The sequence below is a fragment of the Janthinobacterium lividum genome (assembly GCF_034424625.1).
Classification (GTDB): domain Bacteria; phylum Pseudomonadota; class Gammaproteobacteria; order Burkholderiales; family Burkholderiaceae_D; genus Janthinobacterium; species Janthinobacterium lividum.
Genome location: NZ_CP139976.1, coordinates 3,669,211 through 3,681,637, shown reverse-complemented (window position 1 = coordinate 3,681,637; position 12,427 = coordinate 3,669,211). Strand labels below are relative to the sequence as shown.

The following is a 12,427-nucleotide window of genomic DNA, read 5'->3' as shown; positions in this document are numbered from 1 at the left end:
CATAGGGGCTAACAGTCGGGCCGCAGTATGCGCGCCGTCAAGTGGGCGAGGAAGTCGCGTTTGGTGGGCAGGAACATACGGATGTACACGATGCCGTGCGCGCGGTCATGGTGATACACGACGCGGATTTCTTCGCACAGGCGTTGCCGTACATCCATGCCAACTTCGCGGGCGGCTTCGATGGGCGTGCCGCTGTCGGGGAAGGTCTTGAGATCGGCAAATAATTGCCGGAAAGCCGCGATGAACTGGGCATGGGCGGCCGCCGTGTGGCGCGCCTTGAAGTCGCTGCGCAGTTCATTGAAATCGGCTTGCGCGCTTTTCAGCACGACGATGCGCGCCATGTCAGTCCTGATCGAGGCTGGCCAGGAAGTCTTCTTCGGACACCACGTCGCCACGCGCGATGTCCTGGTTGCCCATGGCGATCAGTTTCATGAATGCATGCTGCTCCTGCATGTGCCGCGCTTGCCGCTTGCCTTCCTGATACGCGTGCATGGACAGCACGACCATCTTCGCTTCGCCATTTTGCGTGATGATGATGGGCTCGTCCTGGCCCGCGTCAAAGCTGTTGACGATCTCGGTGGTATTGGCCTTGAGATAGGAAATCGGCTTGATGCGTTCCTTGAGGTCCATGGCGGCTCCGAATGCGAAAAAAATACGATAGGACCAAATATACACCAAATTTGGTCGTGCTTCCGTGTTGCCTACGTGAGCGTCGTTTCCGGCAGGCTGATGCGGTTGCGGCCCAGGTGCTTGGCGCGGTACAGGGCGCAGTCGGCCGTGTGGATCAGCTGCCCCAGTTCCGTGCCGGGGCCGGGCAGGGCCGTGGCGGCGCCGATGCTGACGGTGACGCAGGCACTGGCACCATCGGCGCGCTTGCGCGGCAGTTGCAGCCGCTCCACGCGCTGGCGGATGCGTTCGGCCACGATGGCCGCGCCCTTGAGCGACTGGTTCGGCAGGATGACGGCAAATTCCTCGCCGCCATAGCGGGCCACCAGATCGTTCGTGCGCATTTCGCTGGCCACGGCGCCGGCCACCTTGCGCAGGCACAGGTCGCCGCCCTGGTGGCCGTGGCTGTCGTTGTATTCCTTGAAATTGTCGACATCGACCATCAGCAGCGACAGGGGCTGGCCTTGCCGCTGGGCGCGCTGCCATTCGGCAAGGATGGTGTCGTCGAAGCAGCGCCGGTTGGCCAGGCCCGTCAGGCCGTCGCGCGTGGCCAGGCGTTCCAGCTCCACATGCGCGCGTTTTTCATCCGTCATGTCGCGCAGGGTTTCGACGACGGCGATCAGTTCGCCGTGATTACCATAGATGGGGCTGGCATCGACGGCCAGGTAGCGGCGCCGTCCCGTGCGGGGCATGTCGCACCAGTTTTCCGCGCACAGATTGCTGCCCGTGCTGCTGCGGTATTGCTGTTGCGCGTGCAGGGCGCGCATGTCGCCGCCGCGCCCGGCCAGCAGCAGGTCGGCCAGGGTGGGGCGCTCGTCGTTGTAGAAGCAGCGGCCCGGTTCGCGCGTGCGCAGCACTTCGGCCGCCGGCACGCCCGTCAATTGCTCGCAGGCGCGGTTCCAGATCATCACCTGGCCATGCGCGTCGAGGACAAAGGTGGGCACCACCAGCAATTCCATCATCTTGACGGCGAAACCCTGGGCTGCATCGCAGGGCGATGCGCTGGCATGTGCATGGCTATCCGGCATGTAAGCGTCCTTCTCGGGGTGAATGGGGCTGGCTCGCTGGCCATGATGCAATGTGGAGAGTCGATGGTGTTGATATTGAGCAATATTTTCACCGATGGAGCGTCGCCTCATCGTGGCAGCCTGGCAGGGGCAGCGACACGCGCAAGGTGGTGCCGGCGCCGCTGTGGCTTTCGATGTGCAGGCTGCCGCCGGCGGCGGCCACGCGCTCATGCATGCCGGACAGGCCGCAACCGAGGCGCGGTGGCGAGCCCGACAGCCCGACGCCGTCATCGCTGATGCGGCATGCCAGGGTGGCACCCGTTTGCTGCAGGCATAGCTGGACATGCGTGGCGCGCGCATGGCGGGCGATGTTCGCCAGCGCTTCCTGCAGCGCGTGGTAGAGCAGGGCGCCATGCGCGCTGCCGGCGGCGGCGTCGAGCCGGTAATCGCAGCTGCAATCGATGCCCGTGGTGCGCTTGAAATCCGCCAGCAAGCCGTCGCACGCCGCTTGCAGGCCCGCGTCGAGGGCAGGCGGGCGCAGGTCGTGGATGACGCAGCGCAGCGCCGCGATGCTCAGGTCGACATTGCGCGCCATCATGGCCAGTTGCCGCGCCAGCAAGGGCGCCGCGTCATGCGTGCTGGTCTGCAGCATGGCCAGGTCGATTTTCAGGGTCAGCAGATGCTGGCCCAGGTCGTCGTGGATGTCGCGCCCGATGCGCAGGCGCTCCTGTTCGCGCGCCTTGTTCTGCTCGCCCGCCAGGCGCGCCTGTTCGGCTTCCGCGCGCAGCTGTTCCAGCGCCTGCAGGCGCAGCGCCAGGCGGCGCAGGCGCCACAGCAGCAGCGCCAGCGCACCGAGCAGGACGGCGCAGGCCAGCATCGAAGGGGACGCTGCACCAGTCTGCAGCATCGGCCCGGCGGCATGGCCCGCGTGCAGGGAAGCGAGTGCAGCGGCCGCCAGGCAGGCCAGAATGCTCAGGCGGTAAGGCGGACGTATCCAGCGTTGCAGCATGTCCATGCTCCCCAAAAATGTTTTCCATCAGGCAATGCTCTTACAGAAAATATATTAACTTGGGGCTATTTATATTGTCTAAACGCAAAAGCTGCGTCGTTATGCCTGCCTGTGTGGCTTTCTTGCCCCCTGGATGCCGCGGCGGCAGGTGGCAGGCACGGCATTTGCACGGGAAGTGTCGTGGCGGCATATAATAGAGGGTTGTCAATCGGCTTTTGCGGTGACGGCGCAGTGCGCCGGCCTCGATGCGTTCGCCCTGCGCGATGACGCCAGCCAGCTCTTAGGAAATACAGTGACTTATAGCATCAAAGAGATTTTTTACACCCTGCAGGGCGAAGGCGCGCATGCGGGCCGTCCAGCCGTGTTTTGCCGCTTTTCCGGCTGCAACCTGTGGACGGGCCGCGAAAGCGACCGCGCCACGGCCGTGTGCCAGTTCTGCGACACGGACTTCGTCGGCACCGATGGCGAACTGGGCGGCAAGTTCAAGACGCCGCAGGAACTGGCCGCGCTGATCGACAGCCTGTGGCCGGCCAGCTACGCGCCGAGCAAATACGTGGTGTTTACGGGCGGCGAACCGCTGCTGCAACTGGACACGGCCCTGATCGACGCCATGCATGCGGTGGGCTTTACCATCGCCATCGAAACCAACGGCACCTTGCCCGTGCCGGCCGGCGTGGACTGGATCTGCGTCAGCCCGAAGATGGGCTCCACCCTGGTGGTGCACAAGGGTAATGAAATCAAGGTGGTCATTCCCCAGTTCCAGCAAGACCTGGCCGCCTACGAACAACTGGACTTCGAGAACTTCTTCGTGCAAGCGATGGACGGCCCCCTGGCCGCGCACAACATGAAGCTGGCCATCGAGACGTGCAAAAGCAACCCGAAGTGGAAGCTGAGCCTGCAAACCCATAAACTCCTGCAAATACCTTAATCAAATAATATGCTGACTATCACACGCAAGCTCGAATTCGACGCGGGCCACCGCATTCCCGACCACAAAAGCCAGTGCCGCAACCTGCACGGTCACCGCTACACGGTGGAAATCACCCTGGTCGGCAAGGTCATCGAAGCGGAAGGCAATTCCGACAATGGCATGATCATGGATTTTTCCGACGTGAAAACCCTGGCCAAGCAGCACCTGGTCGACGTCTGGGACCACGCCTTCCTCGTCTATGAAAAGGACACGGCCGTGCGCGACTTCCTGGCCAGCCTGCCCGACCATAAAACCGTCGTCATCGACCGCATTCCCACCGTGGAAAACCTGGCGCGCCTCGCCTTCGAGATCCTGAAGGCGGCGTTTACCGACCATTTCGGCACGGGCTTGCACCTGCATAAACTGGTGCTGCATGAAACGCCGAATTGCTGGGCAGAAGTGACCGATGACTGAAACGCACGCTAGCGCGCAGGATGCGCGCTATATGCGGCTGGCCCTCGAGCAGGCCCAGAACGCGTGGGACCTGGGCGAAGTGCCCGTCGGCGCCGTCGTCGTCAAGGATGGGGTAGTCATCGCCGTGGGCTACAACCAGCCCATCGGCCGCCACGACCCGACGGCGCACGCGGAAGTCATGGCCTTGCGCGCGGCCGCCGACAAGCTGGGCAACTACCGCTTGCCCGGCTGCGAACTGTACGTGACCCTGGAGCCGTGCGTGATGTGCTCGGGCGCCATGCTGCATGCGCGCCTGGCGCGCGTGGTGTATGGCGCGGGCGATCCGAAGACGGGCGCCTGCGGTTCCGTGCTGAACCTGTTCGAGCAGCCTGCGTTGAACCACCAGACGGCCATCGAAGGCGGCGTGCTGGCCGACGAGTGCGGCGCTTTCCTCAAGCGCTTCTTTGCCGAGCGCCGCCGTGCGCAGGCGGAAGCGCGCAAGCTGGCCAATCCGCAGGCCTGACACCAGTCCTGACAGGGCAGGGCCGCCACGGCCTTGCCCAGCATGCCCTCCCTGCCAGCCACCGAGGCTGGCATTTTTATAACTGTTGCGAAATAACATCTGTCTAGACCACTTCGCCATTCTCAAATGAGAATGATTCGTGTTACAGTATTGTTTTCGCCAGCAAACTTCCCTTGCGCATCGTTATCGATCCGGGTTCAAGAGCCAGCCTTTACTCTTAGACCGGATCATCATGACTACTGTGCCTCTGCAGCGCTTCGCTGCGCCCGTTGTATCCCCAGTCCACCCGCCTGCCCGCCGCCACAACCTGGTGCTGCGCGCCGCCTTGCTGGGCCTGTTTGCAGCGCCGCTGCTGCCTGCCGTGGCCCAAACGGCCGCCATCAACGCGGGCACGGCCGCCCAGGAACCGGCCAAGCTGCCTGTCTTCCCGGAAATCGTCGTCAATGCCAAACAGGATTACGAGCGCCGCGCCGGCACCAAGACGGTCATCACGAGCGAAGATCTGGAACGCCGCGGCGTGACGGACATGGGCGGCATCGTGCGCTATCAGCCGCTGATCAGCACGCCAATGGCGGCATCGGGCGCCGGCAGCGTGTGGGATGGTTCGGGCAACACGGGCTACAACATCCGCGGCATGGAAGGCAACCGGGTCAGCCTGGACGTGGATGGCATTTCCCTGCCGGATGCGGCACCGAAGCCGGACGGCACCACCTTGAACGCCTTCGGCACGGGGCGTGACTATTTCGATCCTGAAACTTTCCGCGAGGTGCGCATCGATTCGGGTACGACGGCCGCCAGCGGCGCCAATCCTGGCCTGGGTGGCAGCGTGGCGTTCATCACCAAGTCGCCCGAGGATTACCTGGGCGCAGGCGTGGACCATTATGTGGCGTATAAATACGGCCGCGCCACGGCCGACCGCAGCAATGCGCATACCTTGACGGGTGCCGCCAAGATCGGCGCCAATCTGCAAGGCCTGGCCGTGTATGTGCACCGCGATGGCGAGCAGACGGACAGCCGCGGCAGCGCCCCCGTCAATCCGGACGACTGGCATTCGAACGCCTTGCTGTCCAAGCTGGTGTGGGCCTTGCCGGGCGAACAAAAGCTGGACTTGACGGTCGACATGTTCGAGCGCAAGAACAAGCGCGATCTGCGCAACAAGGTCAGCACGTATTATCCGACGGGCGTGCAGCAGGATTCCACCACCAAGCGCACGCGCGTCAGCCTGGGCCACGATGTGGCACTGAAAGACTTCGCCCTGTTCGACCGCCTGACGTCGAAGGTGTATCTGCAGAATGCGAAAATCGATGACCAGACGCAAGGCCGCTACACCTTCGGCAGCCCGTCGCAGCGTACCATCGACACCAGCTTCAAAAATGACAGCATCGGCCTGACGTCGGAAGCGTTCAAGCAAGTCAATGCCGACAATGCGCTGCTGTACGGGGTGCAGCTGGAGCAGAGCAAATCGCGCCGTCCATGGGTGGAAGACCGCACCATCATCGCCACGGGCGTGCACCAGATCACGCACAAGAACCGCATGGCCGACATGGATGCCACCAAGCTGGCCCTGTACGTGCGCGACGACCTCAGTTTTCACCTGGGCGGCAAGAAAGCCGTGCTGACGCCGGGCCTGCGCGCCGACTACCGCAAGCTGGAACCGAAAAACCTGCAAAACTATGTGATCGCCGTGCCCAATGCCGCCAAGGAAGTGCGCAAGGAAAGCGATACCTATTTCACGCCGAGCCTGAGCCTGTCAGTGGAAGTGCTGCCGCAAATGAATGCCTATGCCACCGTGACGCGCGGCACGCGCCTGCCGACGGCGGCCGAGCGCACGGGCACCTATGATTCCTTCAGCTATACGGGCACGGGCACCGGTTATGCCGTGCTGGGCAATGCGAATCTGCGCAAGGAAACCAGCCAGGCCTACGAGCTGGGCTTGAAGGGCGACATCGTCAAGGGCTTGAGCATGCACGCCTCCGTCTACCAGACGGAATACAAAAACATGATCGAGTATGTGGCGCAGGAAGACGATCCGGTCAATTTCCCCACCATCGTGCAGGGTCTGTTCCGTCCGGAAAACATCGGCGATGCCCGCACCTGGGGCGGCGAGCTGAGCTTGCGCGCGGAGCTGGGTGCCTGGTCGCCTGCCATGCAGGGCTACCGCGTCGACCTGGCCACGGGCGGGGCCAAGGGACGCTCCTTCAATACCCAGACGGGCCAGAGCGGCGGCCTGGCCTCGGTGGCGCCGCCCAAGACGGCGCTGACCTTCGGCTACGACCATGCGAACCAGCTGTTCGGCCTGGAACTGACGGCCCTGCATGCAGGCGAGAAACAGGCGCCGAACGACCTGTTGATGGGCACGACCGCGCCGCGTTTCAAGGTGCCGTCGTACACCATCTTCGACCTGTCGACCTACTGGAACGTGCACAAGAACGCCAAGATCATCGTCGGCGTGTACAACTTGACGGACCGCAAGTACTGGGATTACGCCGCTGCGCGCAGCCTGTCCGCCGGCACCACGGTGGCCAGCCGCGCGGAGATCGAGCGCTACGCCAAGCCGGGCCGCAACGTCGCCGCCAGCCTCAGCATCAACTATTGATTTTTACCGGGGAGGGGTACTTGCCCCTCTTTTTTTCCATGTTTGATTGAATGGTCTCTCTATGAAGTTATCCAAACTCGTTCTATCCCTGCTAGGCAGCCTGCTGATTGCAAACGCATATGCGGCCCCAGCCACTTTGGCGGAACGCTGGTCCACCTTGCGCACGGAGCAGCCGAAGCTGCAGATCCGCGACGCGGCGCGCGCGCTGGGCGTGTCCGAAGCGCAATTGCTGGCAACCAATATCGGCAAGGGCGTGACGCGCCTGCAGGCCGACGGCAACCAGCCGCGCGAAATCATGCGCGCCGCGCTGGACCTGGGCATCGTGCAAGCCATCACGCGCAATGAAAATGGCGTGATCGAAACGACGGGCGTTGCCAGCAAATTCAAGCAGGCGGGCGACAAGTCGGAACAGGCTGACGCCAAGCAGGATCCGGAAACGGAAGCGCGCCAGCGCAATATCGCTGGCGGCTACCTGGGCGGCCAGATCGATCTGCGTTTCCACTTTGAAAACTGGAAATACGCATTTGCCGTGGAACAGGCCGGCCGCGATGGCAAGCCGACGCGCAGCCTGCAGTTTTTTGACGCCAACGGCACGGCCGTGCACAAGATTTACCTGCGCAACGAGCCGGGCGTGGCCGTGTACGACAAGCTGGTGGCAAACTTCCGCCTGCCGCAGCAAAGCGCGGAATTGAACGTGCTGGCCGTGGCGCCGAAGGCGGCGGAAAAGCCGGATGCCGAGATCGATGTCAAGGAATTCCAGCTGGCCTGGAAAGACATGACGGACGTGCACCAGTTTGCGCAAATCATGCGTGAATTCCACCTGTCGCGCGAACAGGCCCTGCGCCTGGCACCGGCCGGCGTGGTCGAGCGCGTGACGCCCGAAGCGCTGCGCACTCTGCTGGAAAACGCGGCAAAGGACAAGGTCGCCATCATGGTGTTCCTGGGCAATGAAGGCTTGACGCAGATCTACAGCGGCAAGATCGAGAAAACCATGGCCGCCGGCGGCTTCTTCAACGTGCTGGACCCGGACTTCAACCTGCACATCCGCGACACGGCCCTGCGCAGCGGCTGGGTCGTCAAGCGCGGCGGCGTCACTTCCGTCGAGTTCTTCGACAAGGACGGCACGCAAGTGGTCTCCTTCTTCGGCGTGCGCGAACGGGGCAAACCGCAGCCGCAAAGCTGGGTCGACCTGGCCGATTCCTTGCCTAAAGCCAAGTAAGCAGCACCGTTGATTCGTCACCGTTGCCGCGCACCGTACCGGCGCGGCAACACTTCAGCTGAGTGCCGCGTGCCGGTCTCATGTCTGAAGCACAATAGTGGTATGCTGATTACAAGGCCGCAGCGATCGTGCCTGCGTGCTGGTTCCTGGAAGAGAGGCAATCATGGCAACCATCATGGCGAACGGCCTGAACATAGCTTATGAGAGCCACGGCGACCCCAACGATCCGTGCGTGCTGCTGGTCATGGGCCTGGGCATGCAATTGATTGCCTGGCCGGCGGACTTCGTCGAAGGCATCGTCGAGCAAGGGTTTCGCGTCTTGCGTTTCGACAACCGCGACAGCGGCCTGTCTAGCAAGATGGCGCTGGCGGGCAAACCCTATCTGCCGCTGGCCTATGTGAAAAACCTGGTCGGCTGGCCCCTGAAAACTTCCTACACCTTGAATGACATGGCCGAAGACGCGCTGGGCTTGCTGGCGGCCCTGCGCATTGCCCAGGCGCATGTGATCGGCGTGTCGATGGGCGGCATGATCGCGCAAGTGATGGCGGCGCGCGCGCCGCAGCAGGTGCTCAGTTTGACGTCCATCATGTCGAGCAGCGGTCGGCGCGGCTTGCCCGGCCCCACGCGGGCCGCGCGCAACGCTCTATTGCAACGCCCGAAACGCAACGCCAGCCGCGCCGAACTGATGGCGCACATGGCCGCCACCGTGCGCGTCATCGGCAGTCCCGCCTATCCCGTCTCGGAAAAACTGCTGTACCAGCGCATCGAGGCGGCGCTGCAGCGGGGCAGTTGCCCGGAAGGCGTGGCGCGGCAAATGGTGGCCATCGCCGCATCGGGCGAGCGCACGGCCTTGTTGCCGAGCATCAGCTGTCCGGCGCTGGTGATCCATGGCGCGGCCGACCCCCTGATTCCCGTCGCCTGCGGCATCGATACGGCGGCGCTGATCCCGGGCGCCCGGCTGGAAGTCATCGAAGGCATGGGGCACGACATGCCGCCCCAGCTGATCGAGCGCCTGCTTGCCTTGATCGATGTGCATCTGCAAGGTAAGATGGCGCCCCAGATGCGCTCCCAGCCAGCTTGAGCCAGGCGCGCCCACCCCTTGACTAGCCGGGCATATTTTGAAGACACCTGAGATTGGCATCGCCATCGTCGCGCCGGGCGGTTATGCGCCCGACGAGGCGGCCTTGGCACGCGGTATCGCCCGCTTGCAGGCGCAAGGCGCCACCGTCCACAATTACTACGATCACGAACATAGATTCCAGCGCTTCGGCGGCACGGATGCGGGCCGCCTGGCGCAGCTCCATGCCGCCGCGGCCGACCCTGCCGTGCAGGTGGTGATCGCCTTGCGCGGCAGCTACGGCATCAGCCGCATCCTGCCCGACATCGATTTCGGCCTCATGGCGGACAGCCGCAAGCTGTTTGTCGGCTACAGCGATTTTACGGCCTTCCACATGGGCTTGATGGCGAGAACGGGCCGCGCCAGCTTTGCCGGCCCCATGATCTGCGACGATTTCATCCGCGACGAGCCCGAGCAATTTACGCTCGATCAGCTGTGGTCGTGCCTGGCCGGCCCCACGCACACGGTCACGGGTACGGCAACGGGCAATCCGCAGGTCGAGCTGAAAGGCAAGCTGTGGGGCGGCAACCTGGCCATGCTCGTGCATCTGCTCGGTACGCCATATTTCCCGGAAATCGACGGCGGCATCCTGTTCCTGGAAGACGTCAACGAACACCCGTACCGGGTCGAACGCATGCTGCTGCAACTGCTGCACGCGGGCGTGATTGGCCGCCAGCAAGCCGTGGTGCTCGGCGATTTTTCCGCGTATAAACTCAGTCCCATGGATAACGGCTACGATTTCGACGCCATGCTGGCCTACGTGCGCCAGCGCCTGCCCGTGCCCGTGCTGACGGGGCTCGAGTTTGGCCACATCCGCCGCCGGGTCACCTTGCCGTTCGGCGGCCAGGCGAGCCTGCAATCGGATGCGTCCGGCTTCAGCCTGCGGGTGACCGATTACCCCACCCTGGCGCGCCCCTGAACTCCATGTCCGCCAGGCCCGGCAGGTTGCTGCAGCTCGATGTGCTGCGCGGCCTTGCCGTGTTCGGCATCTTGCTGGTGAATATATGGGGCTTTGCCTGGGGCACGATTTCCTTGCGCTATGGCACCTTGCCGGCGCAGCCGCCCGTGCTGGACCAGCTCGTCATTTTTTTGGTGGCGGCGCTGGCGCAATTCAAGTTCTATCCCATCTTCGCGTTTCTGTTTGGCGCCGGCTTTGCCTTGCAGACACGTTCCTTGCAACGCCAACTGGGCAGCTGGGAGCAGGCGCGAGCGGCTTATCGGCGCCGGCTGCGCTGGCTGCTGGCCTTCGGCCTGCTGCACGGTTTCCTCATCTGGAGCGGCGACGTGCTGACCTCGTATGCCATCGCCGGCATGCTGATCCTGCCCCTGGCATCAGCCCGGCTCAGCCGCGTGCGCAACCGCGCCTGGCTGGTGGCGGCCGGTTTTTTGCTGTTCATGTGCCTGCTCATTCCCGTGGGCCAGCAGGGCGGCGCACCGGACATCGCGCGCGACCTGCACAGTTTTGCGCAGCGTTACGCCATCTACACGCAAGGCGGTGCGTGGGCCGTCGCCAAGCTGCGCGCCAACGATTTCCTCGTCTCCTTGCTGTACGCCGCCGTCATGCTGCCGCATATCATCGTGTTGTTCTTGCTGGGCATCTTGTCCGTGCGTTGTGGCTGGCTGACGCAGCCGCAGCGCCACCAGCGCCTGTGGCGCCGGGTGCGCGCCGTGGGGCTGGGCCTGGGCTTGCCGTTCAACCTGCTGGCGGCGGGCGCCGTCGCGTGGCAAGTGGCCGATCCGTATCAAACCGTGTTTGACACGGCCCTGTTCGAAGTGGGCCTGTTTGCCGGCGGCCCCGTGCTGGCGGCCGGCTATGTGGCCGCGCTGATGCTGTCCGGTCCTTTCATGCTGCGCTGGCTGGGCGCATGGCTGGCGCCCGTGGGCCGCATGGCGCTGAGCAATTATCTGCTGCAATCCTTGATCGGCACCTGGCTGCTGCAGGGGCCGGGTCTGGGCTGGGGTGCGACACTGCGTCCGGCCGAGATGCTGGGCCTGGCGGTAGTCATCATGGCGGGGCAGGTGCTGCTGAGCCGCTACTGGCTGCGGACGTTCCGCCAGGGACCGATGGAAGCGCTGTGGCGACGGCTGGCGCGATTGCCTTAATCCGTTCCCCAGTCAAACGCGCTCTGCGCCGCAGCCGGTGGTGGCGGCTTGGGCTTGGCAGACGGCACCAGCGGATTATCGACGGCATGCCATTCGAACAGTTCTACATCCAGCATGCAGGTGCGCGCCAAATGCAGCGCCTGCTCGGGCGTCAGGGCGGGGTCGAGCCAGCGGTGCGCGTCTTCCAGGCTGACGACGACAGGGCGGCGGTCGTGGATATCGACCATGCCGCCCATGCTGTCGGCCGTCACCAGCACGAAGCCCGCTTCCTCGCGGTTATGCTTGTACGGCCCGAACTGGGCCAGCGCCAGCAGGAACAGGGGCGCGCGGTCCTTGCGGTGGATGTGCCACGGTTGCTTGCTGCCTTTCTCTCCCGTCCATTCATACCAGCCGGAAACGCTGACGATACCGCGTCCCGCGCGCAGCAAGGGCTTCCAGTAGGCGCCAGCGAGTTTTTCCAGGCGGGCATTGATGGCGATGGGGATTTTTTTCTTGCCGGGGGCGGGCACGGCTTGCGCGGCCCAGGCGGGGCGGTAGCCCCAGAAGACGTCATCGACCCTGTGGACGCCATCCTGGATATGCAGCACGGGCCGGTAAGTGCCGGGCGACACGTTCAGGTGCGGCTCGGCCTCGCTGTCGAACACCGCGTCGGTCCAGCCGAAGGATGACGCCAGCACGGGCGCCGTGTCATTTTGATCGAGTCGTCCACACATGCTGAAATCATACCCGATTGCCCGGCGCCGCGAGGCAGGCGCGCGCGTGCTTTCTGTGTGTGGTCAAACGTACAGACTGCGGGCGGCAGGTGGCGCACAGTGGAGACCAGT

13 protein-coding genes are annotated in these 12,427 nt (G+C 63.9%); 8 read left to right on the top strand and 5 right to left on the bottom strand.

Going from position 1 to position 12,427, the window contains the following annotated elements; genetic code table 11:
* Window positions 1–8 precede the first annotated feature (8 nt).
* From U0004_RS16700 to U0004_RS16685, 4 genes are all read right to left on the bottom strand, one after another.
* On the bottom strand, window positions 9–341 hold the full coding sequence (locus U0004_RS16700; protein WP_070259384.1) for a type II toxin-antitoxin system RelE/ParE family toxin: 333 nt from the start codon (window positions 339–341) through the stop codon (window positions 9–11).
* Window position 342: 1 nt separating this feature from the next.
* On the bottom strand, window positions 343–630 hold the full coding sequence (locus tag U0004_RS16695) for a type II toxin-antitoxin system Phd/YefM family antitoxin (protein ID WP_070259495.1): 288 nt from the start codon (window positions 628–630) through the stop codon (window positions 343–345).
* Between the two features lie 71 nt (window positions 631–701).
* Window positions 702–1,694 carry a sensor domain-containing diguanylate cyclase gene (locus U0004_RS16690; RefSeq protein WP_070259386.1) on the bottom strand — a complete coding sequence of 331 codons (993 nt, stop codon included), beginning with the start codon at window positions 1,692–1,694 and terminating at the stop codon, window positions 702–704.
* Window positions 1,695–1,782: 88 nt separating this feature from the next.
* On the bottom strand, window positions 1,783–2,688 hold the full coding sequence (locus tag U0004_RS16685; protein WP_070259388.1) for a sensor histidine kinase: 906 nt from the start codon (window positions 2,686–2,688) through the stop codon (window positions 1,783–1,785).
* 286 nt (window positions 2,689–2,974) lie between these two features.
* Here U0004_RS16685 and queE point away from each other — a divergent pair, with 286 nt between their 5' ends.
* From queE to U0004_RS16645, 8 genes are all read left to right on the top strand, one after another.
* Complete coding sequence (gene queE / locus U0004_RS16680; protein ID WP_034785949.1) at window positions 2,975–3,610, top strand: 7-carboxy-7-deazaguanine synthase; 636 nt, start codon at window positions 2,975–2,977, stop codon at window positions 3,608–3,610.
* A 9-nt stretch (window positions 3,611–3,619) separates the two neighbouring features.
* On the top strand, window positions 3,620–4,066 hold the full coding sequence (gene queD, locus U0004_RS16675; RefSeq protein ID WP_070259390.1) for a 6-carboxytetrahydropterin synthase QueD: 447 nt from the start codon (window positions 3,620–3,622) through the stop codon (window positions 4,064–4,066).
* On the top strand, window positions 4,059–4,568 hold the full coding sequence (tadA, locus tag U0004_RS16670; protein WP_070259392.1) for a tRNA adenosine(34) deaminase TadA: 510 nt from the start codon (window positions 4,059–4,061) through the stop codon (window positions 4,566–4,568). Before queD ends, tadA begins: the two co-directional genes overlap by 8 nt.
* Window positions 4,569–4,800: 232 nt before the next feature.
* Window positions 4,801–7,164 (top strand): TonB-dependent hemoglobin/transferrin/lactoferrin family receptor, encoded by a 2,364-nt coding sequence (locus U0004_RS16665; protein WP_070259394.1) that lies wholly within the window; start codon window positions 4,801–4,803, stop codon window positions 7,162–7,164.
* A gap of 61 nt (window positions 7,165–7,225) precedes the next feature.
* Window positions 7,226–8,383, top strand: coding sequence for a hemin-degrading factor (locus tag U0004_RS16660; protein WP_070259395.1), 1,158 nt, complete (start codon window positions 7,226–7,228; stop codon window positions 8,381–8,383).
* Window positions 8,384–8,546: 163 nt separating this feature from the next.
* Window positions 8,547–9,464 carry an alpha/beta fold hydrolase gene (locus U0004_RS16655; RefSeq protein WP_070259397.1) on the top strand — a complete coding sequence of 306 codons (918 nt, stop codon included), beginning with the start codon at window positions 8,547–8,549 and terminating at the stop codon, window positions 9,462–9,464.
* A gap of 37 nt (window positions 9,465–9,501) precedes the next feature.
* Window positions 9,502–10,419 (top strand): muramoyltetrapeptide carboxypeptidase, encoded by a 918-nt coding sequence (gene ldcA, locus U0004_RS16650; protein WP_115057506.1) that lies wholly within the window; start codon window positions 9,502–9,504, stop codon window positions 10,417–10,419.
* 5 nt (window positions 10,420–10,424) lie between these two features.
* Complete coding sequence (locus tag U0004_RS16645) at window positions 10,425–11,603, top strand: DUF418 domain-containing protein (protein WP_070259400.1); 1,179 nt, start codon at window positions 10,425–10,427, stop codon at window positions 11,601–11,603.
* Here the strand turns inward: U0004_RS16645 and U0004_RS16640 are convergent.
* The gene (locus U0004_RS16640) at window positions 11,600–12,316 is read right to left on the bottom strand and encodes an SOS response-associated peptidase (protein ID WP_071653737.1); all 717 of its coding nucleotides are present in this window, start codon (window positions 12,314–12,316) and stop codon (window positions 11,600–11,602) included. The two genes, U0004_RS16645 and U0004_RS16640, sit on opposite strands and share 4 nt — an antisense overlap.
* Window positions 12,317–12,427 lie beyond the last annotated feature (111 nt).

Bases quoted from the DNA above. Each gene is read 5' to 3' on its own strand.
- U0004_RS16640 (WP_071653737.1), bottom strand. From the start codon at position 12,316: ATGTGTGGACGACTCGATCAAAATGACACGGCGCCCGTGCTGGCGTCA.
- U0004_RS16700 (WP_070259384.1), bottom strand. From the start codon at position 341: ATGGCGCGCATCGTCGTGCTGAAAAGCGCGCAAGCCGATTTCAATGAA.
- queD (WP_070259390.1), top strand. From the start codon at position 3,620: ATGCTGACTATCACACGCAAGCTCGAATTCGACGCGGGCCACCGCATT.
- U0004_RS16645 (WP_070259400.1), top strand. From the start codon at position 10,425: ATGTCCGCCAGGCCCGGCAGGTTGCTGCAGCTCGATGTGCTGCGCGGC.
- U0004_RS16685 (WP_070259388.1), bottom strand. From the start codon at position 2,688: ATGGACATGCTGCAACGCTGGATACGTCCGCCTTACCGCCTGAGCATT.
- U0004_RS16690 (WP_070259386.1), bottom strand. From the start codon at position 1,694: ATGCCGGATAGCCATGCACATGCCAGCGCATCGCCCTGCGATGCAGCC.
- U0004_RS16695 (WP_070259495.1), bottom strand. From the start codon at position 630: ATGGACCTCAAGGAACGCATCAAGCCGATTTCCTATCTCAAGGCCAAT.
- tadA (WP_070259392.1), top strand. From the start codon at position 4,059: ATGACTGAAACGCACGCTAGCGCGCAGGATGCGCGCTATATGCGGCTG.
- U0004_RS16655 (WP_070259397.1), top strand. From the start codon at position 8,547: ATGGCAACCATCATGGCGAACGGCCTGAACATAGCTTATGAGAGCCAC.
- U0004_RS16660 (WP_070259395.1), top strand. From the start codon at position 7,226: ATGAAGTTATCCAAACTCGTTCTATCCCTGCTAGGCAGCCTGCTGATT.
- U0004_RS16665 (WP_070259394.1), top strand. From the start codon at position 4,801: ATGACTACTGTGCCTCTGCAGCGCTTCGCTGCGCCCGTTGTATCCCCA.